This window comes from Streptomyces nigra (genome assembly GCF_003074055.1).
GTDB lineage: Bacteria > Actinomycetota > Actinomycetes > Streptomycetales > Streptomycetaceae > Streptomyces > Streptomyces nigra.
In genome coordinates this window covers 6746576-6771818 of the sequence record NZ_CP029043.1, presented here as the reverse complement: position 1 = coordinate 6771818, position 25243 = coordinate 6746576, and the positions used below count along the sequence as shown (strand labels likewise).

At 74.0% G+C, this 25243-nt stretch carries 23 protein-coding genes; 12 read left to right on the top strand and 11 right to left on the bottom strand.

The window, feature by feature from the left end:
• Window positions 1-208 precede the first annotated feature (208 nt).
• The 4 genes from DC008_RS31145 (at window position 209) to DC008_RS31130 (ending at window position 4190) form a co-directional block, all read left to right on the top strand.
• The gene (locus DC008_RS31145; protein ID WP_108709838.1) at window positions 209-1288 is read left to right on the top strand and encodes a carboxylate-amine ligase; all 1080 of its coding nucleotides are present in this window, start codon (window positions 209-211) and stop codon (window positions 1286-1288) included.
• Complete coding sequence (locus tag DC008_RS31140; protein ID WP_108709837.1) at window positions 1285-1914, top strand: hypothetical protein; 630 nt, start codon at window positions 1285-1287, stop codon at window positions 1912-1914. Before DC008_RS31145 ends, DC008_RS31140 begins: the two co-directional genes overlap by 4 nt.
• Before the next feature lie 192 nt (window positions 1915-2106).
• Window positions 2107-3819 (top strand): aa3-type cytochrome oxidase subunit I, encoded by a 1713-nt coding sequence (ctaD, locus tag DC008_RS31135; protein ID WP_108709836.1) that lies wholly within the window; start codon window positions 2107-2109, stop codon window positions 3817-3819.
• Window positions 3820-3851: 32 nt separating this feature from the next.
• Window positions 3852-4190 (top strand): hypothetical protein, encoded by a 339-nt coding sequence (locus tag DC008_RS31130; protein ID WP_108710948.1) that lies wholly within the window; start codon window positions 3852-3854, stop codon window positions 4188-4190.
• Window positions 4191-4206: 16 nt separating this feature from the next.
• On the opposite strand, the gene DC008_RS31125 is transcribed toward DC008_RS31130, so the two are convergent.
• Complete coding sequence (locus DC008_RS31125) at window positions 4207-4704, bottom strand: hypothetical protein (RefSeq protein ID WP_244221447.1); 498 nt, start codon at window positions 4702-4704, stop codon at window positions 4207-4209.
• Between the two features lie 62 nt (window positions 4705-4766).
• On the opposite strand from DC008_RS31125, the gene DC008_RS31120 reads away from it, so the two are divergent.
• Window positions 4767-5123, top strand: a complete 357-nt coding sequence (locus DC008_RS31120) for a hypothetical protein (RefSeq protein WP_108709835.1) — start codon at window positions 4767-4769, stop codon at window positions 5121-5123.
• A 10-nt stretch (window positions 5124-5133) separates the two neighbouring features.
• Here DC008_RS31120 and DC008_RS31115 read toward each other — a convergent pair whose 3' ends face one another.
• The 3 genes from DC008_RS31115 to DC008_RS31105 all read right to left on the bottom strand — a co-directional run bounded on the left by DC008_RS31115 (window position 5134) and on the right by DC008_RS31105 (window position 10541).
• Window positions 5134-7332, bottom strand: coding sequence for a S9 family peptidase (locus DC008_RS31115; RefSeq protein ID WP_108709834.1), 2199 nt, complete (start codon window positions 7330-7332; stop codon window positions 5134-5136).
• Complete coding sequence (locus tag DC008_RS31110) at window positions 7305-9089, bottom strand: N-acetylglutaminylglutamine amidotransferase (RefSeq protein WP_108709833.1); 1785 nt, start codon at window positions 9087-9089, stop codon at window positions 7305-7307. Before DC008_RS31110 ends, DC008_RS31115 begins: the two co-directional genes overlap by 28 nt.
• Window positions 9090-9362: 273 nt before the next feature.
• Complete coding sequence (locus DC008_RS31105; RefSeq protein ID WP_108709832.1) at window positions 9363-10541, bottom strand: carboxylate-amine ligase; 1179 nt, start codon at window positions 10539-10541, stop codon at window positions 9363-9365.
• Between the two features lie 348 nt (window positions 10542-10889).
• On the opposite strand from DC008_RS31105, the gene DC008_RS31100 reads away from it, so the two are divergent.
• On the top strand, window positions 10890-11198 hold the full coding sequence (locus DC008_RS31100; RefSeq protein WP_108709831.1) for a hypothetical protein: 309 nt from the start codon (window positions 10890-10892) through the stop codon (window positions 11196-11198).
• Window positions 11199-11213: 15 nt separating this feature from the next.
• Here DC008_RS31100 and DC008_RS31095 read toward each other — a convergent pair whose 3' ends face one another.
• On the bottom strand, window positions 11214-12065 hold the full coding sequence (locus tag DC008_RS31095) for a universal stress protein (protein ID WP_108709830.1): 852 nt from the start codon (window positions 12063-12065) through the stop codon (window positions 11214-11216).
• A 648-nt stretch (window positions 12066-12713) separates the two neighbouring features.
• Window positions 12714-14441, bottom strand: coding sequence for a sensor histidine kinase (locus DC008_RS31090; RefSeq protein ID WP_108709829.1), 1728 nt, complete (start codon window positions 14439-14441; stop codon window positions 12714-12716).
• 281 nt (window positions 14442-14722) lie between these two features.
• Here DC008_RS31090 and DC008_RS31085 point away from each other — a divergent pair, with 281 nt between their 5' ends.
• The gene (locus DC008_RS31085) at window positions 14723-15205 is read left to right on the top strand and encodes a pyridoxamine 5'-phosphate oxidase family protein (RefSeq protein ID WP_208646035.1); all 483 of its coding nucleotides are present in this window, start codon (window positions 14723-14725) and stop codon (window positions 15203-15205) included.
• A 21-nt stretch (window positions 15206-15226) separates the two neighbouring features.
• Here DC008_RS31085 and DC008_RS31080 read toward each other — a convergent pair whose 3' ends face one another.
• The gene (locus DC008_RS31080) at window positions 15227-16300 is read right to left on the bottom strand and encodes an alcohol dehydrogenase catalytic domain-containing protein (RefSeq protein WP_108709828.1); all 1074 of its coding nucleotides are present in this window, start codon (window positions 16298-16300) and stop codon (window positions 15227-15229) included.
• Between the two features lie 238 nt (window positions 16301-16538).
• Here DC008_RS31080 and DC008_RS31075 point away from each other — a divergent pair, with 238 nt between their 5' ends.
• Window positions 16539-16952, top strand: a complete 414-nt coding sequence (locus tag DC008_RS31075; protein ID WP_108709827.1) for an STAS domain-containing protein — start codon at window positions 16539-16541, stop codon at window positions 16950-16952.
• Between the two features lie 58 nt (window positions 16953-17010).
• Here DC008_RS31075 and DC008_RS31070 read toward each other — a convergent pair whose 3' ends face one another.
• The 3 genes from DC008_RS31070 to DC008_RS31060 all read right to left on the bottom strand — a co-directional run bounded on the left by DC008_RS31070 (window position 17011) and on the right by DC008_RS31060 (window position 21232).
• Window positions 17011-19392, bottom strand: coding sequence for a phosphoketolase family protein (locus tag DC008_RS31070; protein WP_108709826.1), 2382 nt, complete (start codon window positions 19390-19392; stop codon window positions 17011-17013).
• A 114-nt stretch (window positions 19393-19506) separates the two neighbouring features.
• Window positions 19507-20379, bottom strand: a complete 873-nt coding sequence (locus tag DC008_RS31065) for a universal stress protein (RefSeq protein WP_108709825.1) — start codon at window positions 20377-20379, stop codon at window positions 19507-19509.
• A gap of 28 nt (window positions 20380-20407) precedes the next feature.
• Window positions 20408-21232: a universal stress protein gene (locus DC008_RS31060; protein WP_108709824.1), complete on the bottom strand. Its 825-nt coding sequence runs from the start codon at window positions 21230-21232 to the stop codon at window positions 20408-20410.
• 479 nt (window positions 21233-21711) lie between these two features.
• Here DC008_RS31060 and DC008_RS31055 point away from each other — a divergent pair, with 479 nt between their 5' ends.
• Complete coding sequence (locus tag DC008_RS31055; protein WP_108709823.1) at window positions 21712-22176, top strand: cyclic nucleotide-binding domain-containing protein; 465 nt, start codon at window positions 21712-21714, stop codon at window positions 22174-22176.
• 126 nt (window positions 22177-22302) lie between these two features.
• The gene (locus DC008_RS31050) at window positions 22303-23004 is read left to right on the top strand and encodes a response regulator (protein WP_108709822.1); all 702 of its coding nucleotides are present in this window, start codon (window positions 22303-22305) and stop codon (window positions 23002-23004) included.
• A gap of 106 nt (window positions 23005-23110) precedes the next feature.
• Here DC008_RS31050 and DC008_RS31045 read toward each other — a convergent pair whose 3' ends face one another.
• Window positions 23111-24076, bottom strand: a complete 966-nt coding sequence (locus DC008_RS31045; RefSeq protein ID WP_108709821.1) for a pirin family protein — start codon at window positions 24074-24076, stop codon at window positions 23111-23113.
• Window positions 24077-24253: 177 nt separating this feature from the next.
• Between DC008_RS31045 and DC008_RS31040 the strand changes: the two genes are divergently transcribed.
• Window positions 24254-24763: a MarR family winged helix-turn-helix transcriptional regulator gene (locus DC008_RS31040; RefSeq protein ID WP_108709820.1), complete on the top strand. Its 510-nt coding sequence runs from the start codon at window positions 24254-24256 to the stop codon at window positions 24761-24763.
• Window positions 24760-25224 (top strand): winged helix DNA-binding protein, encoded by a 465-nt coding sequence (locus DC008_RS31035; RefSeq protein WP_108709819.1) that lies wholly within the window; start codon window positions 24760-24762, stop codon window positions 25222-25224. The genes DC008_RS31040 and DC008_RS31035 overlap by 4 nt, the downstream gene beginning before the upstream one ends.
• The last annotated feature ends 19 nt before the right edge of the window (window positions 25225-25243 follow it).

Below are 25243 nucleotides of genomic sequence, written 5' to 3'. Positions count from 1 at the left end.
CGCCTCGGCAGGCGTTCCCGACTCCTCCGGACCCACCGCAGTACCCCCGCCGGGCGCTGATCACTACCCGCGTGTCGCGTACTCGGCCCTCGGCGGTTTCCGGTGCGGTTCGCGCGGCACTCGTCACCCGGTGGGCGTGCGCCCGGCTGCGGGGCGGGCCACCGTGGAGACAGAGGCTCCGGCGACGGGGCGGAACAGAAAGCGACCGATGACGACGATCGGTGTGGAAGAGGAGTACCTGCTGCTCGACCCGGTCACGGGCCTGCCCGTGCCCGCGGCCGACAAGGTCCGCGCGGCGGCGGGCCTCGCGCCCTTCGTGGGCGACCAGGAGGTGCAGAGCGAGCTGCTGCAGGCCCAGGTCGAGGTGGCGACCCCGGTCTGCGAGACGCTGGAGGAGGCGGGCGGGCATCTGCTGCGGCTGCGGCACGCCGTCGGCGCGGCGGCCGAACGGTACGGCTGCCGGCTCGCGCCCTGCGGGACGTCGCCGCTGCGGCACGGGCGGCCGGTGGCCGTCACGGACAAGGCCCGCTACCGGGCGATGCGCTCGCAGGCGCCCCAGCTGGTGGCGGAGCAGCTGGTCAACGGCATGCACGTCCATGTGGCCGTCCCCGGCCGCGAGGAGGGCCTGCAGGTGATGAACCGGCTGCTGGTCTGGCTTCCGGTGCTGACGGCCATGGCGGCGAACTCCCCGCTGTGGGACGGCCACGACACCGGCTTCGCCAGCTGGCGCACGGTGGTGTTCGACCGCTGGCCGGTCAGCGGGATGCCGCCGTACTTCGCGGACGTGGCCGACTACGACCGGCGGGTGCAGCGGCTGCTGAAGAGCGGTCTGATCGCGGACGTCGGCCAGCTGTACTGGCTGGTGCGCCTCTCGGCGAGCTATCCGACGATCGAGGTGCGCTGCCTGGACGTGCAGTTGCGCCCGGACGACGCGGTCATGTTCGCCGGTCTGGTCCGCGCCCTCGTCCGTACGGAACTGGCGTCGGTCGAGGCCGGGGCGCCCGCGCCCGACGTCGCGCCGGAGCTGCTGCGGGCCGCGCTCTGGCATGCCGCCCGGCACGGTCTGAACGGCACGCTCGTCGACCCCCACGGCGAGACCCGGCGCGCCGGTGACGTGCTGTACCAGCTGCTGCGGCATGTCTCCCCGGCCCTGGAGGAGGCCGGCGACACCCGGATGGTGTCGGGTCTGGTCCACCGGCTGCTGCAGGACGGGACCGGCGCCGACCGGCAGCGCGCCGCCCTGAACGAGGGGGGCCTGCGGGCCGTGACGGAGCTGATCGTCGGATGAGCGGGACGCCCGCGCGGGGGCGCCGGCTGCGCTTCGACGGCTGGATCGCCGGTCTGGGCACCACGTCCGGGGTGCGGATCGTCGTCGGGCACTGGCCGCGGTCGCCGTTCGGCCCGTTCTCCGACGTCATGCTCGAACGGGCCGACGGGGAACGGCTGTTGCTTGCGCCGACGCCCGAGACGGCCGACTTCGTCGGGGCGACCTACGCGTTCGACACCGTGCGGGTCGTCCCGGTCGAGGTGACGGTCGCCGGCCGGGTGTGGACGGTCGCCGCCGAGCCGTTGCGGCTGCGGTTCACGACCGGCGGGCGCAGCACGCTCGGGCATCTGCTCCGGGCCGTTCCGGGCGCGCTCGCCGGACGTCCCGCCTGGAGCGCCCTGACGGACCGTCCGGCCCGGGTGCTGATGCCGGGCGTACGGACCCGGGGCAGCGCCGGGGGCGGGCGCCGCGAGTGGTACGGCGCCCGGGACCTGCGGCCGGTGACGTCGCTGTCGGCCACCTTCGAGGGCCGCGACCTCGGCGCCCTGGCACCCGTGGAGCCGCCGGTGCGCTTCGGGTTCGGTTCGGTGCCGCGGCGGCCCGCCGTCACCCGTGTCACGACCACGGTGGAGCTCGGCGCCGGGTGAGTCGCCCCAGTCGGCGCGACACGCGGGGGTCCCCCCGGACGAATGGATCATTGGGCCGTTCGACGCACCAAGGACGGATGGGGCGCCGCGAGGACGGGCGGACAGGACTAGGTTCCGCAAGGCTGGTGACCTCTCCCAGCGCGAGCCTCGCGGCCGTCCGCCCGTCAACGCCTGTGCCGATTGCGAGATCTGATGGCGACCCAGACCGAACCCGTGTCCCCGGTACCCGCGGCGGAGCGCCGCAGCAGAGGAGAGGTGGTCATCAACTGGGTGACCACGACCGACCACAAGAAGATCGGTCACCTCTACCTGATCACGTCGTTCGTGTTCTTCCTGATCGGTGGTCTGCTGGCGATGCTCATCCGGGCGGAACTGGCCCGGCCCGGACTGCAGATCATGTCGAACGAGCAGTACAACCAGTCGTTCACCCTGCACGGCACGATCATGCTGCTGCTGTTCGCGACGCCGACGTTCGCCGGGTTCGCCAACGCCATCATGCCGCTGCAGATCGGCTCCCCCGACGTCGCCTTCCCCCGGCTCAACATGCTGTCGTACTGGTTGTTCGCGCTGGGCGGCCTGATCGTGATGGGCAGCTTCCTCACACCGGACGGCGCGGCCGACTTCGGCTGGACGGCCTACACCCCGCTCAGCGGTGGCGAGCGCACCACGCACGTGGGCGGCGACCTGTGGATCATGGGCTTGGCCCTGTCCGGCTTCGGCACGATCCTCGGCGCGGTCAACTTCATCACCACCATCATCTGCATGCGCGCGCCCGGCATGACGATGTTCCGGATGCCGATCTTCACCTGGAACGTGCTGCTCACCTCGGTCCTGGTGCTGCTCGCCTTCCCCGTCCTCGCCGCCGCGCTGCTGGTGCTGGAGGCGGACCGGAAGTTCGGCGCCCAGGTCTTCGACCCGGAGAACGGCGGCGCCATCCTTTGGCAGCACCTCTTCTGGTTCTTCGGGCATCCCGAGGTCTACATCCTGGCGCTGCCGTTCTTCGGCGTCGTCACCGAGATCTTCCCGGTGTTCGCCCGCAAGCCGGTCTTCGGCTACATGGGTCTGGTGGGCGCGACCATCGCCATCACCGGTCTGTCCGTGACCGTGTGGGCCCACCACATGTTCGCCACGGGTGCCGTCCTGCTGCCGTTCTTCTCGTTCATGAGCTTCCTCATCGCCGTCCCCACCGGGGTGAAGTTCTTCAACTGGATCGGCACCCTGTGGAAGGGCTCGATCTCCTTCGAACCACCCATGCTGTGGGCGGTGGGCTTCCTGGTGACCTTCCTCTTCGGCGGTCTGACCGGCGTCCTGCTCGCCTCGCCCCCGCTGGACTTCCACGTCACCGACTCCTACTTCGTGGTCGCCCACTTCCACTACGTCGTCTTCGGCACGGTCGTCTTCGCGATGTTCGCCGGGTTCAGCTTCTGGTGGCCCAAGATGACCGGCACGATGCTCGACGAACGACTGGAGAAGGTCCACTTCTGGACGCTGTTCATCGGCTTCCACACGACGTTCCTGGTGCAGCACTGGCTCGGCGCGGAGGGCATGCCCCGCAGGTACGCCGACTACCTCGCCGCCGACGGCTTCACCGCCCTGAACACCGTGTCCACCATCGGCTCGTTCGTCCTGGGCCTGTCCACGCTGCCGTTCCTCTACAACGTCTGGAAGACCGCCCACCAGGGCAAGCGGGTCGAGGTCGACGACCCCTGGGGCTACGGCCGTTCGCTGGAATGGGCCACGTCCTGCCCGCCACCGCGGCACAACTTCTACACCCTGCCGCGGATCCGCTCCGAGTCCCCGGCCTTCGACCTGCACCACCCGGCCATCGCCCAGCTGGACCAGAAGGAGTACGCCGGCAAGCGCGATGTGCTCGACGCCGAGGGCCACGAGGGTTCGCAGCAGTGAGGTACGGCCGGCACGCCGCGACCGGAGGCGAGGTGGACAGCGCTGTCGCCGACGAGGCCGCGGGATATCTGCTGGTGCACGACCACCATGTCCAGGCGTGCCGGGAGGCGGCGGAGCTCTGCGAGCGCCTGCCGTGGCTGACGACCGCTCAGGCGGAGGACGTGTCCCGGCACTACGTCCAGCAGCGTGTCGGCCTCACCCGGCGGATGCTGCGCGCCACCGTCGAGCGGACGGAGCAGCTGCGCGGGGAGTACGAGGCCCGGTACGCGGAGCTGCGGCGGGAACTGCTCCGCCGGCACGCGCTCGCCGCGTGCGCCCTCGTGGCCTGCGTGGGCGGGGCGAGCGGGCTGGTGTGCCTGCTCGCCCGGTGACGGCGTGGCCGGCGGCTCAGCGGGTGTGGGCGGCCTCGCGGGGCAGCGGCCCGGCGTCCGTCCGGCGGCCGGGGTGGGCCGCCGCGTGGCGTTGTCCCGGCCCCAGGCCCTCGCGGGCGGCGAGCGCGTCGGCGACGAGGCCGGTGGCGAAGCCGTAGACGATCTTGTGCAGCAGGTCCACGACGAGTTCGGCGCGGGGCCAGGTGGCGGGCGGGGCGCCGACGCCGGTGGCGTTCTCCAGGATCTGGACGTTGGTGACACGGACGACGGTGAACTTGGCGGAGGCGGCCGGTCCGCGCAGTCCGGCCCGGGCCATCACCGAGCGCGGTACGCCGAGGAGGGCGGCCCGGCCGAAGTGCATGGCCCAGTGCACCGGAAGCGGCCGGCGTCCGACCTGGTGGCGCCGGCGACGGCGGTCGTGGTGGGAGCCGGCTGGTACGCGGCGCGGGGGCGGGCGCTGCGGGCCGCGGCACGCCGCCGGGGGGAGGCGTTCGACCCGCGGAACATCCCGCATTGTGCACAGAATATCGGGTAGTCCGACTATGGACCGATTGCCGCGGAAGGGACTGAGCCGTGATGCTGTCTCACACACTCGAGCGAGGCGTACTCGTCATCACGGTGCACGAGGACCCCGGAATCGGCGGGCGGGCCGCTCTGCTCACCCAGGTCAGCGATCTGGTGCAGGGGATCAGGCCGTCCTCCGTGGTGATCGTCCTCGACGAACCGGCGGCGACCGAGGCGGCGATCAGCGTGGTGCTGCGGGTCCACCGGCTGTGCAGCCACCTGGACCTGGTCACCTTCGTCGCCACGCACAGCGCCCCGGCCCGGCGGCTGCTCGACGCCAACGCCGACACCCACGGCATCCGTCTGGTCATCCACGCCCGCGCGCACACCGCCATCGCGACCGCCACCGCGCTGACCACGGCGGCCTGACCTGTGCCGGTCACAGGTGCAGGTGGCTCTGCAGCCAGTCGGCCGCGGCCCGGCGGAACAGCCGGCGGTTCTCCGCCCGCAGGAAGTCGTGCCCCTCGTCGCGCAGCGTCAGCAGTTCGGCCTCCACGCCCCGTTCCCGCGCCGCCCGGATGAACTGCTGGGACTCCCCCGGCGGCACATTGGTGTCGTGTTCGCCGTGGACGGCGAGGATCGGGGCCCGCAGCGCGTCGATCCGGCTCATCGGCGACAGGCTGCGCAGCAGGTCGCGGTCGCGTTCGGGGTGCCCGTACTTGTGCGCGGCGGACTCCGCGATCCACGGCTCGGTCCCGGCGAAGAAGGTCAGGAAGTCGGACATCCCGCACACGGCGACCGCGGTGCGGAACAGGTCCGGGTGCCACACGACGGACGCGAACGTCAGATAGCCGCCGTACGAACGGCCCATGACCGCGAGTCGGGTCGGGTCGGCGGGGCCGGCGACGACGGCGTGGGCCGCGCAGTCGGCGACGTCGTTCAGCGCCGCGAAGCGGCCCGCGCCGAGGTCGGCGTCGACGAACGACCTGCCGTGTCCCAGGGAGCCGCGCACATCGGGCGCGAAGACGTCGAGGCCGCGCCCGAGGATCTCGTGGTAGAGCGGGTTGAAGACCGGCCGTTCCTGTTCCTCGGGGCCGCCGTGCAGATGGATGACACAGGGCGCGGGGACGTCCGGGCCGCGTCCCGGCGCCCTGTAGTACCAGCCGCTCAGCGGCAGCCCGTCGCGTGCCGTGAGCCGCAGCGGGACGGGGCGTACCGGCGGGCGGCCGGGCGGCACGGCGTCCTCGTCGCGGGCCGACCAGGGGGTGCGGACCGAGGCGACACCCTCGTGGGCCCACCAGACGCCGGGGCGGCGCTGCGAGCCGGACATGGCCAGCAGCAGCCGGCCGGGGCCTGCCGTGGCGACCCGGGTGACGACCTCGTGCGGCAGCGGGACCGGACGGAGCGGGCCCAGGGTGCCGGGCTCCTGACCTGGCGGGGCGGTCTCGACGACCTCCAGTTCGTTGGCGCCCTGCACGTTCCAGGCGAGGACCGCCGTGGTGCCGTCGGCCGCGATGGTGAGCAGTTCCAGGTCGCTGCCCTCGCGCTCCGCCAGGAGGGACGCTCCGCGCGGGGCGCCGTCCTCGTCCAGGTCGACGCCGACGAGTCCCGCGAACTCCCGGTCGGCGTTGCTGCGCAGCCACAGGGTGCGCGCGTCGGAGGAGAACCGTCCGATCCACGGATCGCCGTCGGCGACCGGCAGCACGAAGGTCGCCTCCCCGTCGGCGGTGCGCCGGACCACCGCCTCCCGGCGCCCGCGCGGGCCCCGGCGCAGCAGCACAAGACGGCCGTCCCGGCTGAGGTCGCACACCCGGAGGGACGCCGCGTGCGTCTCGGTCGAGAGCAGCACCGGGGACGCCAGGCCGTCGGGGTCGATGAGGTAGACCGACAGACCGCCGTCGGAGCGTACGGCCCGGTCGACGGGGGTCATGAGGAGGGCGGGGGCGCCGTCCTGGGGCGCTCCGTCCACGGCGTCGTGGGCGACGGGGCCGAGGAGGGTGGCGTGCCCGTCCCGTTCCGGCCACTCGGCCGCCGTGACGGGGACGCCGCCCTCGTGGTCGGGTCCTGCGGACGCGGGCGCCATGCCGGCGGCCACGGTGACGGCGACCGTCGAGCCGTCGTGCGCCCAGCGGCCCAGATAGGCGGAGCCCGCCGGGTCCGCGCCGGCCAGCAGACGGCGTCCGGAGCCGTCGGGGCGTACGCACAGGACCCGGGTGTGCTCACCGCCGCCCGGCGCGGTCGTGTACGCGATCCAGCGGCCGTCCGGCGACCAGGACACCTCCTTGACCGGGTCCGGCGAGGCGTCCAGGAGCCGTACGTCCTCGCTGTCGACGGGGCCCGCCCAGAGCTGGGGGACGCCGCCGCGGTCGCAGATGAAGGCGACCTGGGCGCCGGCCGGGTCCGCCGAGGGGTACCAGCAGCCGTGGGCGCGCAGCCGGGTGACGGCGTCGCGCGGGCCGCCCGCCCCGGGCAGTTGCATCGACTCCGGCGCGGCGGTCCGGTCGGCGGCGGCCCACTCCCCCGCCCGGCCCTCTGCCTGCCACGCGGAGGGCGGGCCGGGGTCCGGACGGGGCGCGAGGAGCCGCTGCGCCGGGCCGCCGCCGGGGCCGGTCACTTGATTCCGTGCGTCTGCAGCCATATCTCCAGCAATGCGATCTGCCACAGGGCGTTGTTGCCCCGCCGGGTCCGGTGCGCGTCGGGCGCCGCCAGGAGTTCGCTCACGTAGGACGGGCGGAACAGGCCGCGCCGCCTGGCCTCGGGGGCCTCCAGGGCCTCGCGCACCCGCTGCAGGACGGGGCCCGCCATGTGCCGGATGGCGGGCACCGGGAAGTAGCCCTTGGGCCGGTCCACGACCTCGACGGGCAGCAGCTTGCGGCCCGCCGCCTTGAGGACGCCCTTGCCGCCGTCGGCCAGCTTGAGCTCCGGTGGGCAGGCCGCCGCCAGTTCCACCAGTTCGTGGTCGAGGAAGGGCACCCGGGCCTCCAGGCCCCAGGCCATCGTCATGTTGTCGACACGCTTGACCGGGTCGTCCACGAGCATCACGTGGGTGTCCAGGCGCAGGGCGGCATCCAGCGCGGTCTCGGCGCCGGGGACCGCCATGTGGGCGTCGACGAAGCGGCCGGAGACGTCGTGCCCGGGGACCAGGTCCGGGCGCAGGATGCGAGCGACGTCGTCGTGGGAGCGGTCGAAGTAGACGTCGGCGTAGCGCCGCGGCTCGTCCTCGCGGGTGGTGTCCGCGAGCCGCGGGTACCAGTGGTAGCCGGCGAAGACCTCGTCGGCGCCCTGGCCGCTCTGCACGACCTTGACCTCCTTCGACACCTGCTCGGCGAGCAGATGGAAGGCGACGACGTCATGGCTGATCATCGGCTCGCTCATGGCCTCGACTGCGCCCTCGAGGGCCGTCGAGACCCGGTGGGAGGGGACCATCAGCCGCCGGTGGTCGGTGCCGAACTCGCCGGCCACCAGGTCCGAGTACGCGAACTCGTCGCCCTCCTCGCCGCCCTCCGACTCGAAGCCGACGCTGAAGGTCTTCAGGCCGCGCTGCCCCTCGTCGGCGAGCAGCGCGACGATCAGGCTGGAGTCGAGGCCGCCGGAGAGCAGGACGCCGACCGGCACATCGGCGACCATGCGGCGGCGCACGGCCGTGCGCAGCGCCTCCAGCACCGCGTCCCGCCATTCGTCGGCGCTCATGCCGGCGTATTCGTCGCGGCGGGTGTACGACGGCTGCCAGTAGCAGTGGTCGCGGTGCGTGCCGTCCGGCTCGACGACCCGCACGGTGGCGGGCGGGAGCTTGCGCACGCCGTTGAGGACGGTGCGCGGCGCGGCGACCGTGGCGTGCCAGCTGAGGTACTGGTGGAGGGCGGCCGGGTCGAGGGAGGTGTCCACGTCGCCCGCGGCGAGAAGGGCGGGCAGGGTGGAGGCGAACCGCAGCCGGCCCGGGGTGCGGGCCAGGTACAGAGGCTTGATGCCGAGCCGGTCGCGGGCCAGGACGAGCCGGCCGGTGCGGTGCTCGGCGATCGCGAAGGCGAACATGCCCTTGAAGTGGTCGACGCAGTCGGTGCCCCACTGGCGGTACGCCTTGAGGACGACCTCGGTGTCGGACGTCGACTCGAAGCGGTGCCCGAGGGCCCGCAACTCCTCGCGCAGCTCCGGGTAGTTGTAGACGCAGCCGTTGAAGACACCGGTGAGTTCGCCGCGGGCGTCGGTCATCGGCTGGGCCCCGCGGTCCGTCAGATCGATGATCTTCAGACGGCGGTGGCCGAGGGCGACGGGGCCCCGGTGCCAGGTGCCCTGCCCGTCGGGCCCGCGCCCCTCGAGCTGTTCATTCATGCGTTCGACAGCCGTCGGATCGGCCGGCCGTCCGTCGAACCGGATCTCCCCGCTCAGCCCGCACATGCCGTGACGCCTCCCTTCCGGGCGTCCGCCTCGGCACGGGAGGACGCGGCACGGGAGGACTCGGCACGGGAGGACGCGGCACGGGAGGACGCGGCACGGGAGGACGCGGCACGGGAGGACGCGGCACGGGAGGACGGAGGAACCGGCGCGCGGCCTGCGGCGGCGGCACCGGCGGTGACGGAACGCATGGGGGGATCCTCTCTGTTCGGGGACAGGACGGGCGCCGTACGGGGGCGGGGCGCGCCGAAGCCGCGGCCGCCGCCCGGCGGCGCCTCAGCGACCGACGACGTCCGGGGCCTCGGGGCCCGCGAGCGGACGGGTCGGCGCCACGACGGTCCGGGACAGTCCGGCGCGGGCGGGCCGGCGGCCGCCGCGCTCGCCGCGGGTCTCGGCGATCAGCATGTCGACGCAGCCCAGCAGGTCCTCGCGGCGTGCCGTGCGGCGCATCCGGCGGGCCGCGGAGCCCTCGGCGAGGGTCTCCTCCGCCAGCTCGCGGACGGTCCCCCAGTCGCCGTGCGCCTCCAGCGCGGGGCGCAGCCGCAGCAGCAGCTTGCGGACGACCTGGCGCGCGGAGGCCTCCCGGTGGGTCTCGGGGTCGACCAGGGTGCCCTCCAGGCCGGAGCGGGCGGCCCGCCACGACGCACCCCGCAGCCACTCGTGCCGGCTGGCGCAGCCGGGGGTGCCGCGCTTGCGGAGCCGGGCCCGGGCCTCGGTGACCAGGGCGCGGAACAGCCCGGCGATCAGGACCACGGTCTCCGCGCGCGGGCAGGCGTCGCAGATGCGCAGCTCCAGGGTGCGCAGATGGTCGGAGGGCCGGACGTCGTAGTAGACCATCCCCGTGTCGCTGATGACCCCGGCCCGTACGAAGTCCTCGACCGCGGCGTCGTACTCGGCGGCGCTCTCGTAGCAGCCGGGCGGGCCGGCGGTGGGCCAGCGCTGCCACAGCAGGGTGCGCCAGCTCGCGTAGCCGGTGTCGGTGCCCTGCCAGAACGGCGAGCTCGCGGACAGCGCCAGCAGCGCGGGCAGCCAGGGCGAGACCTCGCACATGACCCGTACGGCGGTGTCGCGGTCGGGGACGTCGACATGGACCTGGGCGCCGCAGATCAGCTGCTCGTCGGCGACCCTGCGGTACTCCTCGGCCATGTGCCGGTAGCGGTCCTCGGCGGTGGGGTTCGCTGAGGCGGCGGGGGCGAGCGGGGCCGTGCCGGAGGCCACCACGGCGAGTCCCAGCGAGGAGGCTGCCGCGTCCAGCTCCCGGCGCATACCGGTCAGGTCGGCGTACAGATCCTGCAGGGACGTGTGCACGGCGCTGTTGGCCTCGACGGTGCACGGTTGCAGTTCGGTCGTGAAGGTCTGCCCGGGCAGGCGCCGCAGCACCGCGTCGGCACGCGGTACGAGCAGCCCGCTCTCCACCTCCAGGACGTGGAACTCTTCCTCCACACCGATGCGCATGGTCACGGTCTCTCCTAGGGATCCGAACTCCTGCCCGGCGGGGGAAGGGGGTTTCCCCTCCGGGCGGTCCCGGGTGGTTGTGGTGTGCTCTGGGTTCCCCGCACTTCGGCGCACAATCCCGGCACCGCACGGGTGCGCCGCCTGCGTCGCAGGTGAGCGCGCCGGAGGGCCCGCCGGCACCCCGCACCCACGCGGTGTCCCGGCCGGCGGACCGACCCCCTGAGGGGGCCCGGCACCCGCGAGCGACCATGGCTCCACCTTGCCCGCAGGACGGCCGTCCCGCACGGCGCGGCCCTCGCCGGGCCGGGGTGGTTGGGCGGCGCCCGGCGGGGGAACCCGGGGCGCACCATGGGACGTGCGAAGAACTACGCCGTGGCCGCCTCCGGGCAGTGGACCGACGAGGAGGAGGGCAGGCGCCGCCTGCCCTCCGGTGAGGTCCACGCCTGGGAGCCCGGCATGAACCAGACCGTGTGCGGCCTCTCCCTCAGCCGCTCCCAGCTGTCCCGTTTCGCGGGGGTGCGCTGGCCGGACATCCTCCCGGAATCGGGCGGCGCCGCCGACCGCGTCCAGCGGGTGTGCCCCCGCTGTGCCTCGGTGGCGGGGCGCCGCGGAGCCGACGCGCGACCGCGGTGGCAGCGCGTCGACCCTCGCCCGTAAGGGCCCGGGCCCGCGTCAGGCCAGCTGCGGGACGATCGCGACCGGGCACTGGGCGTGGTGCAGCAGGGTGTGGCCGACCCGGCCCAGCTGGAGGCCGAAGTGGTCGTGCCTGCGGCGTGCGCCCAGGACCACGAGGTCGGCCGCCGCCGAGCGGTCCACCAGGACGGTCCGTGCCGGGCCCTCGACGGTCGCACGGCGCACCCGGACGGCGGGGTGTGCGGCGAGCGGGGCGCGCAGCGCGTCGTCCAGCAGGGCCGTCGCCCTCCGCTCGGGGTCGTCGGGCGCCTCGCCGATCGGCGCCCCGTGCCGCCAGGCACGTACGGCGTCCAGGGTGCATCCGCGCGCCTCCGCCTCCCGGACGGCGAAGCCGGCCGCCCGCTCACCGGTGACGGCGTCCCCGACGCCGAGCAGGATCCGTTCGTGCAGGCCGACCACGCCCGCGTCGTCGCCCCGCACCACGATCACGGGGCACCGGGCCCGGGCCGCGACTCCGAGGCTGGCGGAGCCGAGCAGCAGACCCTTCAGCTCGCCGCGGCCCCGGTCGCCGACCACGAGGGCGTGCGCGTTGGCGCCCTCGTGCAGCAGGCCGTCGACGGCCTCGGCGGGCAGGATGTCCGTGGTGATCCCCAGTCCGGGGGCGCGCCGCGCGGCCCGCTCGGCGGCGGAGGCCACGAGGTGCTCCGCGAGGACGCGTTCCGAGAAGCGTCCCGCGCCCAGCGTCGGCACGGCGCCCGCGTAGCGTTCCCAGAAGGAGGCGTGCACGAGCCGCAGGGTCAGTCCGTGGCGTACGGCCTCGTCCACGGCCCAGTCGACTGCGACCAGGCTGGGACCGGAACCGTCGACGCCCACGACCAGGGGGAGTGTCATCGCCCTCACCGCCTTCCGTCCGGCCGCCCGGCCGGACAGCCGAGGGCTTTCCGATCCCACCGTCACTCGGGAGGGTGCGGGGGCACGAGAGGCGGACGGGCAGTCGCCGCCGGAGACCGGCCCCAGGGCGAGGGCCGGGCGGCCCATGCCCGGCCGCAAGCCGCTGGGCGGACGGCGAGGGCGTTGACGTGCCGGGCCACTGGGGCGGACGCACGGGAGACGCGTGCCGCCGGGCGGACGGCAGCGGCATTCGCGTGCCGGGCCACGCACGCCCACGCACGGGAGACGCATGCCGCCGGGCGGACGGCAGCGGCATTCGCGTGCCGGGCCACGCACGCCCACGCACGGGAGACGCATGCCGCCGGGCGGACGGCAGCGGCATTCGCGTGCCGGGCCACGCACGCCCACGCACGGGAGACGCGCGCCGCTGGGCGGACGGCAGCGGCATTCGCGTGCCGGGCCACGCACGCCCACGCACGGGAGACGCGCGCCGCTGGGCGGACGGCGCGGGACTCGCCGCACCGGCCGGACGGGACACCGACGCCGTCGTCCGGCGGGGAGAGCCGGACCCGCCCGGGCCCGGCGACAAGGGCGACCACGGCGCGCGCATGCCGGCCACGCACGCCTACGTACGGGAGACGCGTGCCGCTACGACGACGGCAATGGGACCCACCACAGCAGGTGGGTGCCGCCGGCCTCCGGGGTGCTCAGCTCCAGGTCGCCGCCCGGCTGCCGGGCCCGTTCCGCCATGTTGCGCAGCCCGCTGCGGCGTCCGCCCGGCGGGATGCCGACGCCGTCGTCCGTCACGGAGAGCCGGACCCGGCCGGGCTCGGCGACGAGGGCGACGTCGGCGCGATGAGCGTGTGCGTGCCGGGCCACGTTCGTCAGGGCCTCCGACAGCACGGCCACCACATGGTCGGCGATCTCCCGGGGCACATCGGTGTCGACCAGGCCCTCCATCCGGACGCTCGGCACGAAGCCCAGCACCGGCGCGGCCTCGCCGACGACCCGCACCACACGGGCCCGCAGCCCCGACCCGGCCCCGCCCTCGCGTGAGCGCAGCCCGAAGATCGTGGACCGGATGATCTTGATGGTCTCGTCGAGGTCGTCCACGGCCCGCACGACGCGTTCGGCGGCCTCGGGGTGCTCGATGAAGCGGCCCGCGCTCTGCAGGGTCATCCCTGTCGCGAACAGTCGCTGGATAGCCAGGTCGTGCAGGTCGCGGGCGATCCGGTCGCGGTCCTTGAGCACGGCGACCTCCTCGGCGTCCTGCCGGCGCTGCGCCAGCTCCATCGCGACGGCGGCCTGGGCGGCGAACGCCTGGAGGGTCTCGGTCTCCGACGGCGAGAACACGGTCCGGCCCGCCTCCCGCCCGAGCAGCAGGACGCCGCGCACCTCGCCCTCCGCGGTGCCGATGGGCACGGCCACGGCCGGGCCGAGTCCGGCGAAGCGGGGCGGCTCCGGGGAGACCCGCGGGTCCTGGCAGACGTCCGTGCTGGTGACCGGCACGGCCTCGGTGAACGCCATCCCCATCAGCGTCGACTCGACCGGCAGCACAAGGCCCTGGTGGGCCTCGGCGTCCAGTCCGACGGCGATCTCCACGGAGAGGGTGCCGGTCTCCTCCATCGGCATCCCGACCGCGGCCAGGGCCGAGCCGGTGATCTCGCCGGCCCGCTCGGCGATGAGCCGCAGCACCTCGGCACGTCCCCCGCCGGACAGCAGTGTGTGGGTGATCTCCGCGGTGGCCCGCAGCCAGCGCTCCCGCAGCCGGGATTCCTCGTACAACCGGGCGTTGTCGATGGCGACACCGGCCGCGACGGCCAGTGTCGACAGCACCGACTCGTCCTCGCCGTCGAACTGCGCCCCGCCCCGCTTCTCCGTGAGATACAGATTGCCGAACACCTGGCCGCGGACCCGGATCGGGACGCCCAGGAAGGTGTTCATCGGCGGATGGTTCGGCGGGAAGCCGTACGACGCCGGATGCTCGGAGATCTTCGTCAGGCGCAGCGGCTCGGGGTGGCGGATCAGCTCGCCGAGGATGCCGTGACCCTCCGGGAAGTGCCCGATCCGGGCGATCTGCTCCTCGCTGACCCCGACCGTGTGGAACGCGGACAGGTGCCTGCCGTCGGGGCTGATCACGCCGAGCGCGGCGTACTCGGCGTCGACGAGGACGGCAGCGGCCTCGACGATGCTGTACAGGGCCTGTTCCAGATTGAGGTCCCGGCCGACGGAGAGCACCGCCTCCAGCAGGCTGTGCACCCGGTCGCGGGTGCCGCGGGCCGCGTCCAGACGCGCCTGGAGCTCCTCCAGCAACTCGTCCAGCCTCAGCTGCGGCAGTCGGATGCGTGCCTGCCGCGGCGTCTCGGCGCTTCCCACCTGCGTCTCCTCCGGCTCCGTGGGCGGTCGGACTCGGCCGCTCCGGACGAGGACCACGCTACCGGCGACCGGCACGACCCTGCATGGAATCAGCCGTGCGCGGCCACCCCGTGCGCCGGTGCGCCGGTCCGGGGCCGTACGGGCCCCCGGCAGGGCCCATCGGCCCTGGCGCCGGGCGGCTTCGCGAGGGATGGTTGAGGCAGGAGCGGCACCGATCCCCCGCGGTGTCGCTCCGTGCGTGCAACGACATGACGCGCCACTCACTCCGACGGAAGCCCGCGATGGTTCACGACGACAGCCGGCCGGCCCCCGTGGGGCCGCGCCGCCGCATCGAGCTCGACGGCGCGGAGGCGCTGCGACTGCTGGGCAGCGTCTCGCTGGGCCGGATCGTGTTCACCCGGCACGCGCTGCCCACCGTCCGCCCGGTCAACCACGTCCTGGACGGCGGGGACATCGTCATCCGCACCCACGACGGCGCCGCGCTCACCTCCCGCACCGAGCGCGCCGGGGACCCCGGGGTGGTCGTCGCCTACGAGGCGGACGCCATCGACCCGCACACCCATCTCGGCTGGAGCGTGGTCGTGACCGGCTACGCCCGTCTGGTGACCGACCCGGAGGACCTGGCGCGCTGCCGACGGCTGGTGCGGCCGTGGGTGGATCAGGCGCTGGACCATGCGATGGACCAGGCGGTCCGGATCCGCCCCGACCTGGTCACCGGCATCCTGCTGACGGCGGACGGCCACGACGCCCCGGCCGGGGTCTGAGGCTTTTCCCGCCCGGCTTCCTCAGGCGGCGTCGACCGGCAGGATCTCGTCGTGGTGCGGGCCGCCGAGGACCACCTTCAGCGCCCCGGTGTCGGCGGCGCCCGCGAACACGTCGTACGCCTCCTGCATCTCGTCGAGCAGGAAGGTGTGGGTGACGAGTTCGGCGGTGGGCAGGCGGCCGGCGGCCGTCATCCGCAGCAGGGTCGGGGTCGAGTAGGTGTCGACCAGGCCCGTGGTGATCGTGATGTTCTTGATCCAGAGGTCCTCGAGGTGCAGGGTCGCGGGGGCCCCGTGGACGCCGACGTTGGCGACGTGCCCGCCGGGGCGGACCATACGGGTGCACAGCTCGAAGGTCTCCGGTGTGCCGACCGCCTCGACGACGACGTCCGCGCCGAGCCCGCCGGTCAGGTCGGCGACCAGCTGTTCCGGCGTCTCCCGGGCGTCGGCCACCGCGTCGGCGCCGAGCGCGCGGGCGGCCTCCAGCCGGGCCGGGGCCAGGTCGACGGCCACGATCCGCTCCGGCGAGAACAGCTTCGCCGTGGCGACGGCCGCGAGTCCGACGGGCCCCGCGCCGACCACGACGACGGTGTCGCCGGGCCGGACCCGCCCGTTGAGCACGCCCACCTCGTACGACGTCGGGAAGATGTCGGCCAGCAGGACGGCGGCCTGGTCGGACAGGCCACCGGGAAGCGGGTGCACGGACATGTCCGCGAACGGGACCCGGACGTACTCGGCCTGGGTGCCGTCGATCAGGTGGCCGAGGATCCAGCCCCCGCCGCCCCGGCACTGGCCGTACGCCGCCTGCCGGCAGGACGCGCAGCGCCCGCACGCGGTGATGCAGGACACCAGCACACGGTCCCCCGGGCGCACCGTCCGTACGTCGCCGCCGACCTCGACGATCTCGCCGACCGCCTCGTGCCCGAGGACCGTGCCGGGGCGGACCTCCGGGACGTCGCCCTTGAGGATGTGCAGGTCCGTGCCGCAGATGGTGACGGCGCCGACGCGGACGACCGCGTCGGTGGGTTCCTTGAGGGCCGGATCCGGGATCTCCTCCCAGGCGGCCTTGCCGGTGCCGTGGAACACGTAACCCTTCATGGCACTCCTCACCCCACTCGTCCGATGGCGGGACGCGAGCCGGGGGCGCCGGACGTCCCGCATCTCCAGCTTGACCCGGATGGGCGAGGCCCGCACGGGCCGGACGGGTCCGTCGCACGGCACGCCCGGCCCGGCCCTCCGCCCCGCCCGGACCTGCGGGACTCCGGGACCGGGGGCCCACCCGGTGGGGCCGTTCGGCCCTGTCGCCCACCCGCCCCGAGGCGGTTCCATCGCTTGTATGTCCGAGAACCGCACAGGACTCGCCGTCACCACCGCGGGGCGCTCCCCCGACGAGCCCGACGAGCCGACCGTCGTGACGCTGCGCGGTGAGATCGACCTCGGTACCGCGACCCCGCTCACGATGCGGCTGGACGCCCTGACGTCGGGCCCGTCCCCGGATCTGGTCCTCGACCTGCGCGGCGTGACCTTCATCGACTGCGCCGGCCTGGGTGTCCTGTGCCGGGTGCGCAACCGGGTCAGCGCCCGCGCGGGCCGGCTCCGGCTGGTCAGCGACAGCGCCCGCTTCCGGGGCATGCTCCGCCTCGTGGATCTGGACGAGGCGTTCGAGATCGCCGCCGGGCTGCCGGACGTGACGTCCCGGCCGGTGGTGGACGTGGGCTCGGGCGCCGACGCGCGGGACGCCGTGCGCTGAGCGCCTGCGCGGGGATGGGGCCGGTGGCCGTCGATGTCACCGGCCCCGCACCGCCTGCTCAGGCGTTCCAGGACCAGTCGGCCACCTCGGGCAGATCGGTGCCGTGCTCGCGGATCCAGGCGTGGTGCCGGGTCCGGGCGTCCGCCATGGCCTGCCGTACGGCGGCGGCCCGTACCGCGAGGCCGGGGACCCGGTCGACGACGTCCATGACGAGGCGGTAGCGGTCCAGGTCGTTGCGCACCACCATGTCGAACGGCGTGGTGGTGGTACCCGACTCCTTGTAGCCGCGGACATGCAGGTGGGGGTGGCCGGTACGGCGGTAGGTGAGCCGGTGGATCAGCCAGGGATAGCCGTGGTAGGCGAAGATCACCGGCTTGTCCCGGGTGAACAGTCCGTCGAACTCGAAGTCGGGCATGCCGTGCGGGTGCTCCTCGTGCGGCAGCAGCCGCGTCATGTCGACGACGTTGACGACGCGGACGGCGAGCTGCGGCAGATGGCGGCGCAGCAGCTGGGCCGCGGCCAGCACCTCCTGGGTGGGCACGTCGCCGGCGCAGGCGAGGACGACGTCCGGTTCGCCGCCGTTCTCGGTGCCGGCCCACTCCCAGATGCCGGCCCCGCGCGCGCAGTGGGTGCGGGCGTCGTCCATGGAGAGCCAGTCGTAGCAGGGCTGCTTGCCGGCCACGACGACGTTGACGTAGTCGCGGCTGCGCAGGGCGTGGTCCGCGACGGACAGCAGGGTGTTGGCGTCCGGCGGCAGATAGACCCGCACCACCTCGGGGCTCTTGTTGAGGACGTGGTCGACGAAGCCGGGGTCCTGGTGGGAGAAGCCGTTGTGGTCCTGCCGCCACACATGCGAGGTGAGCAGGTAGTTGAGGGAGGCCACGGGGGCCCGCCACGGCAGCCGGCGGGACGTCCGCAGCCACTTGATGTGCTGGTTGACCATCGAGTCGACGATGTGCACGAACGCCTCGTAGCAGGAGAACAGCCCGTGCCGGCCGGTCAGCAGATAGCCCTCCAGCCAGCCCTGGCAGAGGTGTTCGGACAGCACCTCCATGACCCGGCCGTGCCGTTCCAGATGCTCGTCGACGGGCAGGATGGCGGCCTGCCACGCCTTGCCGCTGGCGTCGAAGACGGCGTCGAGGCGGTTGGAAGCGGTCTCGTCGGGGCCGATGACCCGGAAGTTCCGGCGGGCCCGGGTGTCGCGCATGACCCGCTCCAGCAGGTCGCCGAGGACGCGGGTCGGCTCGTGCAGGGTCGCGCCGGGCTTGTCGACGGGCACGGCGACGTCGTCCAGGGACGAGATCGGCAGCTCGTGCAGGAGGAGGCCGCCGTTGGCGTACGGGGTGGCGCCCAGGCGCCGGGAGCCCTCGGGCACACAGGCGAGCACGTCGGCGACGGGCCGCCCGTCGGCGTCGAACAGCTCCTCGGGCCGGTAGGAGCGCAGCCACGCCTCCAGCTGCCGCAGGTGCTCGGGGTTGTCCCGGACGCCGGCGAGCGGGACCTGGTGGGAACGCCAGGTGCCCTCCACCGGCAGCCCGTCGACCTCACGGGGACCGGTCCAGCCCTTCGGGGTGCGGAGCACGATCACGGGCCAGCGGACGCGCTCGGCGACGCCGTCCTCGCGGGCCGAGCGCTGCATCAGGGCGATCCGGTCGAGCGCGGTGTCGAGGGCGCGCGCCATGTCCCGGTGGACGGCGGCGGGGTCGTCACCGCCGACATGGATCGGCTCGTGGCCGTAGCCCCGCAGCAGTTCGTCGAGTTCGGCCTGGGGCAGCCGGGACAGCACGGTCGGGTTGGCGATCTTGTAGCCGTTGAGGTGCAGGATCGGCAGGACGGCGCCGTCGTGGACCGGGTCGAGGAACTTGTTGGAGTGCCAGGAGGCGGCGAGCGGCCCGGTCTCCGCCTCGCCGTCGCCGATGACACAGGCGACCAGCAGGTCCGGGTTGTCGAAGGCGGCGCCGTACGCGTGCGCCAGCGAGTAGCCGAGCTCACCGCCCTCGTGGATGGACCCGGGCACCTCCGGCGCCACATGGCTCGGCACCCCGCCGGGGAACGAGAACTGCCGGAACAGGCGCTCCATGCCGGGCGCGTCCCGGGAGACGTCCGGGTAGTGCTCGGCGTAGCTGCCGTCGAGCCAGGAGCCGGCGAGCACCGACGGCCCGCCGTGCCCCGGCCCCCAGACGCACAGGGTGTCGAGGCCGCGGGCGGAGATCACCCGGTTGAGGTGGGTGTAGACGAGGTTGAGGCCGGGTGACGTGCCCCAGTGCCCGAGGAGGCGCGGCTTGATGTGCTCGGGGCGCAGCGGCTCGGTGAGCAGCGGGTTCGCCATCAGGTAGATCTGCCCGGCGGCCAGATAGTTGGCGGCCCGCCAGTGCGCGTCCAGCGTGCGCAGTTCGTCGTCGGAGAGTGCCGTGGAGCGGTGAGGGTCCACCTGGGACATGAGAGGTCTCCGTGGTCGTCGGTTCGGCTCGCGGTGCGGTGGTCGTGGGCGGTCTGTGGGGGTGCTGTCTCGCGGGTGCGCCTGTCCTGGCACGGGTGCGCCTGTCCTCGCATTTCACTCCGGCCCGGGGACGACGGCGACCGGGCAGGCCGATCGGTGCAGCACGCCGTGCGCCACCCGGCCGATGTGCGGCCCGAACGGCCGGTGCCGCCGCTCGGCGCCGACGACCAGGAGGTCGGCCGCGTACGAGGCGTCCGCGAGGACGGTCCGGGTGTGCCCCTCGGCCGCGCGGCGCCGGGCGACGACACCGGCCGGGACGTCGCACAGCGCCTTGTCCAGTACCTCGGTGGCCCGCAGCTCATGCGCATGCGGGTGGTCCCCTACGGCCGGCGAGGGGTCCGGGGTCTCGCGCGCGGGCTGCCGCCAGGCCCGTACGGCCTCCAGGACCGCGCCCCGCGGGCGGGCCTCCTCGGCGGCGAAGCGCACGGCGGCCGAGGTCGCCGATCCGTCGCCGACACCGACGACCACACGGCCGTACGGGCGGACCCGGTCGGCGTGCTCGGGGCGGACGACGATCATCGGGCAGTGCGTGTGGGCGGCGACCGTCAGACTCACCGAGCCCAGCAGCGCCTCGGCGATGCCGCCGCGCCCGCGGCTGCCGGTCACCAGCAGGGCGGCGGTACGGCTCTCGCGGACCAGCACGTACTCGGGTTCCTCGGCGACGGTGACCATGGCGAGCGGTACCCCGGGGTGCCGGGCGCGGGCGCGGTGGGCGGCGCTGTCCACGATCTCGACGGCGTCCACCCGCTCGGGCGGCCCCTCCAGGTCACCGGCGAGGGCGGCGCCCTCGTACCGGCCCCACCGGGAGGCGTACACCAGCCGTAGCGGCGCCCCGCGCGACGCGGCCTCGTCCGCGGCCCGGTCGACGGCACGCAGGGCGGCCTCGGAGCCGTCGACACCGACGACGACGGGCAGCGGTCGGTTCATGGTGGTGCGCTCCTCAGGTACGGGATGGTCAGACGTGGGGGACCACGGCGACGGGGGCGGTGGCCCGGTGCAGGACGGCGTGGGCGACCGGCCCGAGGCGGGCTCCGAACCCGTCGCGGACCTGGCGGCCGATGACGACGAGGGACGCCTCGCGGGAGAGGTCGACGAGATGGGCGCCGGGTGTGCCGCACAGGTCCTCCTCCGCGACCGGTACCTCCGGCAGCTTCTCGCGCCAGGGCCGCAGGATCTCGCCGGGCGCGAGGGCCCGGCGCAGGGTGCGGGGGCGGGGGCCGGCCGAGGGCGGTTCGCCCTCGGGGCGGTGATCCCCGTCGTGCACGATCCGCAGGGTGGTGCCGCGCCGGGCGGCCGCGGAGAAGGCGAAGCCGATGAGCCGCGCGTCCGGGTGAGCGAGGTCGAGACCGAGGACGACGGGCGTACGGCTCTCCGTGTCGTCGTGGTGACCGGTGCCCTCCCGGACGAGGACGACGGGCCGTTCGGTGCGGGCCAGGACGGCGTGGGCGACCGAGCCGGCGAGGAAGCCCCCGACCCGGCCGGGCGCGCGCGAGCCCAGGACGAGCAGGGCGGCGTCCCGCGCCAGGTCGGCCAGCACGTCGGCGGGCTGCCCGGCGAACTGCTCGGCGCGGATGGCGAGGCCCGGGTGACGGGCCGCGAGGGCGCCGGCGGTGTCACATGGCCAGGCGGTGCGGGTGGGGTGGTCCGACCCCCGGACGTGGAGCAGGTGCAGGGGCAGCCCGAGCATGCGGGCCTCGCGGGCCGCCCACTCGGCCGCCGCGCGGCTCGCGCGGGAGCCGTCGCAGCCGACGGTGACACAGAGCGTGACGGTGCGTGTCATGTCTCCCCTCCTGAACCGGGCACCGGGCCCCGCGGGCGGTCCGGGCAACGGTCGAATCCTGAGCCGGGCGCCGCTCCCCCGGTCCTCGCGGGCGGTCCGGACCACCGTCGGCAGCCGGAACCGGACCGTGCCGGGCGGTGCGGTGGGCAGCGCCGGGCCCACCGCACCTCCTCTCCCCCCGGTCGGCACGGCGAGGGGCCGGGGCGGACGGGTGGGGCCTGTGGTGAGCGAGCGCGGGCCCGGTGCCGTCCGCCCTGCCTCACCCTGACGGGTCCCGGGCGCCGCCGCCGGATGCCGAAGGTCCGCGCTTCAGGGCCCAACGGCCCTTCCGCGGCGCCCAATCGGCGTGTTCCCCTCCATCGGGAGCGACGGGAGCCGGACGGCCGGCGGGATGGGGCCCAACGGCCCTGGCGCCCCCGGTGGCGGCGGGCGGACGCTGGCAGTGGGGAAAGTCCCTGGTCGTCGTCGGGAGGCACGCCATGATCACCACCCCTGCTCCCAGCATGACGCGCGCCCTGGACGCGGAGCAGCGGCAACGACTCATGCTCCTCGCCCGCGAGGTCTCCTTCCCGCAGGGCGCGCGGATCTTCGAGGAGGGCGCACGGGCCGACCGGTTCTGGATCATCCGCACCGGCACCGTCGAGCTGGACATGCGGGTGCCGGGCCGCCGCCCGGTCGTCATCGAGAGCCTGCGGCACAACGAACTCCTCGGCTGGTCCTGGCTGTTCTCCCCGCATGTCTGGCACCTGGGCGCGGAGGCGACGACACCGGTGCGGGCGTACGAGTTCGACGCCGGGGCCGTACGGTCGCTGTGCCGGGAGGACCCGGCGCTCGGCCAGGCGGTGTCCCAGTGGGTCGGCGACGTCCTCGCCCACCGCCTGCGCTGCGCGCGCTCGCGGCTGCTGGACCTGTACGCCCCCTACGGCGCCGGGACCGCCGTCTGACCGGCGACCGGGGGTGGTGTCCGACGGGGCCGGTCGGCCCTGGTGCATCCGGCCCCGGCGAGCGATGATCGGTTGGAGAGCGGTCGTGCCGACCGCCGCCGGGTGCCGTCGGATCAAGGAAGCGTCATGACCGAGTCAGGAACGTTCACGGAGCAGAACCCGATCCGCGTGTTCCTCCTGGACGATCATGAGGTCGTACGACGGGGCCTGACGGATCTGCTCGAGGCCGAGCCGGACATCTCGGTGGTCGGCGACGCGGACACCGTCGAACACGCGCTCGTCCGGGGCCCGGCGCTGCGCCCGCATGTGGCGGTGCTGGACGTCCGGCTCCCGGACGGCGACGGCATCACGGTCTGCCGGGAGCTGCGCAGTCGGATGCCGGAGCTGGCGTGCCTGATGCTGACGTCGTTCGACGACGAGGAGGCCCTGCTCGACGCCATCATGGCGGGCGCCTCGGGCTATGTCCTCAAGCAGATCAGGGGTTCCGACCTGGTCTCCGCGGTCCGCACGGTCGCCTCCGGGCAGTCCATGCTGGACCCGGCGACGACGGCCCGTCTGATGAGCTCGCTGCGCGCCGACCCGGTGGAGACCCCGTCCGTCCCGCCGGAGCTCGAGGGCCTGTCCCCCCGGGAGCGGGACATCCTGGCCCTGATCGGCGACGGCCTGACCAACCGCGAGATCGGCAAGAAGCTCTACCTCTCGGAGAAGACGGTCAAGAACCACATCTCCCGCCTCCTGGCCAAGCTCGGCGTCCAACGCCGCGTCCAGGCGGCGGTCCTGGCCTCCCACCTGGAACACCCGGAGCCGATCGACCGCTCCGCACGGTAATTCGAATATCGCGAGTATCCCCTGATCGCCCACGGTTTCGACGCCGGCCTGGAGCCGCTTTCCTCTCGGCAGACTGTCCGGTACGGCAGCGAGACTCACGCCGCGGTCAGCGCACGCGTCCCCGCGGTTTCAGCGGCGTCGCCGGCAGGTTCGGGGCCGGGAGCGGGTCTCCGTCGTAGCCCTTCACCTCGCCGAAGCGGGTGCCTTCCATCCAGTCGCGGCGGGCCTGTTCGATCTCCTCCTGGGTGCGGCCGATCCAGTTCCAGAACATGATGAGTTCCTCCTCGAACGGCTCGCCGCCGAGGAGCATCAGCGCCGCGTCCGACTCGGCGCGCAGCGGGAGTTCGGTGCGGCCGCAGCCGAGGTACAGCATCGAGCCCGGCAGCACCGGCACGCCGTCCACATGGGCCTCGCCGGACATGGACAGCACGGCGTACTCGAAGTCCGGCTCCAGCGGCAGGCGTACGTCGGCACCCCGGCTCAGCGCCAGGTCGGCGCCCACGATCGGGGTGTACGCCGTGCCGGGTGATCGTGCGCCGTCGAGGTCGCCCAGGATCAGCGTGGCCCGCAGACCCGGCGCCGTGACGACCGGCAGGTCGGCGTGGTGCTCGAAGTGCGGGTCGGTGTGGCGATGGCCGTCCGGCAGGGCGACCCAGAGCTGGGCGCCGTGCAGAAAGCGGGCGTGCGAGCGCGGGCTCTCCTCCGAGTGGCTGATCGCCCTGCCGGACGTCATCAGGCCCAGCTCGCGCGGTCGAATCGTCTGAAGGCTGCCCGTGGAGTCGCGGTGCAGCACCTCGCCCTCGTGCAGCCAGCTCACCGTCTGCAGACCCATGTGCGGATGCGGGGGCACCTGCATCCCGGGCTCGTCGGCGATGTCGTCGGGGCCGTAGTGGTCGACGAAGCACCAGGCGCCGACCATCCGCCGGCCCAGGTTGGGCAGCAGGCGGCGGACCTCGGTGGACTCTCCGAGCCGTACCCGCCGGGGGCTGAGGAGTTCGCGGACGGGCTCCGCGACGACGAAACCGCGGCCGCCGCAGACCGAGGGCACCGCCTCGCGATCAAGATTGCTCATGGCGCCCAAACTAACCCCGTCGGGGGCGCTCCGTCAGTCCGTCGTACGGGCTGTCTTGCCGAGCGGCGGTGCGTGGCGGGGGTTGCTCCGGGGGGCTCCGGGCCGCTCCGGGTTGCTCCAGGGGGCTTCTCCCGAAAATAGTAGCCATGGATATAGTAGCCATGTACTGTATCTGCCATGAGCAAGGGTTCCCGTTCCATGAACGCCACCCCCGGCTTCCTCGTGTGGCGGCTGTCGACGAAGTTCCGGGTCGCCGTCGACCGGGCCGTGACCCCGTTGGGGCTCACCCACGCCCAGTACGCCGTCGTCGCCTCGCTGTACGGGATGCGGCGTGAGGGCGAGCGCCCCAGTCAGCGGCGGCTGGCCGACCACACCGGGCTGGAGCCGCTGTACGTCTCCAAGCTGGCGCGTTCCCTGGAGAGCGCCGGCCTCGTCGAACGCACCCGCGACGCCCGTGACCCCCGCGCGGTCCAGCTCACGCTGACCGAGCAGGGCGTGGAGCGGACCCGGAAGGCGATCGAGGTCGTGCGGGCGCTGCATGAGCAGCTCCTCGCCCCGCTCGGCGGGCTCGACAGCGACACCACGCGGGAGTTCAGCCACATCCTGGCGGCCCTGCTCGACGCGCCTCTCGATCCGTCGGCCCTGGACGGCGAGAACGACAGCCGGCACGACAAGGAGCAGTCATGACCACCTCCACCCCTCCCCGTCTCGACCCCCGTGTCATAGCCCTCGCCCACTACGCGAGCCGCGCTCTCCTGGAGCAGGTTCTGGCCCGCCACGGCGCCACGTTCCAGCAGTCCGTCACCCTGCGCGCGGCCGCTGCCGCCGGTGGGCCGGTGGAGCGCGACCGGCTCGTCGGCGAGGTGGTCGGTTCGCTCAAGTGCGAGCCCGCGGAGGCCCGTTCCGTCGTCGACGGGCTGGTCAGCGCCGGCCTGCTGGCCGCCGACGGGCCGACCGCCGTGCGCGTCACGGACGCCGGGCGCGAGCTGCAGGCCGCGACGTCCGCCGAGACCGCACCCATCACCGCCCGCGTCTACGCGGACCTGCCCGAGGAGGACCTGGCCGTCGCGGGTCGGGTGCTGACCCTCATCACCGAGCGGGCGAACCGGGAGCTCGCGGCCCTGACCCAGGACGCCGCCAACGGTTAGTGGAATATTCAACCACTCA

Excerpts from the sequence above, each read along its gene's own strand:
- DC008_RS31055 (WP_108709823.1), top strand. The coding sequence starts at position 21,712 with ATGATCACCACCCCTGCTCCCAGCATGACGCGCGCCCTGGACGCGGAG.
- DC008_RS31070 (WP_108709826.1), bottom strand. The coding sequence starts at position 19,392 with ATGTCCCAGGTGGACCCTCACCGCTCCACGGCACTCTCCGACGACGAA.
- DC008_RS31035 (WP_108709819.1), top strand. The coding sequence starts at position 24,760 with ATGACCACCTCCACCCCTCCCCGTCTCGACCCCCGTGTCATAGCCCTC.
- DC008_RS31140 (WP_108709837.1), top strand. The coding sequence starts at position 1,285 with ATGAGCGGGACGCCCGCGCGGGGGCGCCGGCTGCGCTTCGACGGCTGG.
- DC008_RS31095 (WP_108709830.1), bottom strand. The coding sequence starts at position 12,065 with ATGACACTCCCCCTGGTCGTGGGCGTCGACGGTTCCGGTCCCAGCCTG.
- DC008_RS31075 (WP_108709827.1), top strand. The coding sequence starts at position 16,539 with ATGTCCGAGAACCGCACAGGACTCGCCGTCACCACCGCGGGGCGCTCC.
- DC008_RS31100 (WP_108709831.1), top strand. The coding sequence starts at position 10,890 with ATGGGACGTGCGAAGAACTACGCCGTGGCCGCCTCCGGGCAGTGGACC.
- DC008_RS31060 (WP_108709824.1), bottom strand. The coding sequence starts at position 21,232 with ATGACACGCACCGTCACGCTCTGTGTCACCGTCGGCTGCGACGGCTCC.
- DC008_RS31105 (WP_108709832.1), bottom strand. The coding sequence starts at position 10,541 with ATGCGCATCGGTGTGGAGGAAGAGTTCCACGTCCTGGAGGTGGAGAGC.
- ctaD (WP_108709836.1), top strand. The coding sequence starts at position 2,107 with ATGGCGACCCAGACCGAACCCGTGTCCCCGGTACCCGCGGCGGAGCGC.
- DC008_RS31065 (WP_108709825.1), bottom strand. The coding sequence starts at position 20,379 with ATGAACCGACCGCTGCCCGTCGTCGTCGGTGTCGACGGCTCCGAGGCC.
- DC008_RS31115 (WP_108709834.1), bottom strand. The coding sequence starts at position 7,332 with ATGGCTGCAGACGCACGGAATCAAGTGACCGGCCCCGGCGGCGGCCCG.
- DC008_RS31045 (WP_108709821.1), bottom strand. The coding sequence starts at position 24,076 with ATGAGCAATCTTGATCGCGAGGCGGTGCCCTCGGTCTGCGGCGGCCGC.
- DC008_RS31040 (WP_108709820.1), top strand. The coding sequence starts at position 24,254 with ATGAGCAAGGGTTCCCGTTCCATGAACGCCACCCCCGGCTTCCTCGTG.
- DC008_RS31080 (WP_108709828.1), bottom strand. The coding sequence starts at position 16,300 with ATGAAGGGTTACGTGTTCCACGGCACCGGCAAGGCCGCCTGGGAGGAG.
- DC008_RS31110 (WP_108709833.1), bottom strand. The coding sequence starts at position 9,089 with ATGTGCGGGCTGAGCGGGGAGATCCGGTTCGACGGACGGCCGGCCGAT.
- DC008_RS31145 (WP_108709838.1), top strand. The coding sequence starts at position 209 with ATGACGACGATCGGTGTGGAAGAGGAGTACCTGCTGCTCGACCCGGTC.
- DC008_RS31120 (WP_108709835.1), top strand. The coding sequence starts at position 4,767 with ATGCTGTCTCACACACTCGAGCGAGGCGTACTCGTCATCACGGTGCAC.
- DC008_RS31125 (WP_244221447.1), bottom strand. The coding sequence starts at position 4,704 with ATGCGGGATGTTCCGCGGGTCGAACGCCTCCCCCCGGCGGCGTGCCGC.
- DC008_RS31085 (WP_208646035.1), top strand. The coding sequence starts at position 14,723 with ATGGTTCACGACGACAGCCGGCCGGCCCCCGTGGGGCCGCGCCGCCGC.
- DC008_RS31050 (WP_108709822.1), top strand. The coding sequence starts at position 22,303 with ATGACCGAGTCAGGAACGTTCACGGAGCAGAACCCGATCCGCGTGTTC.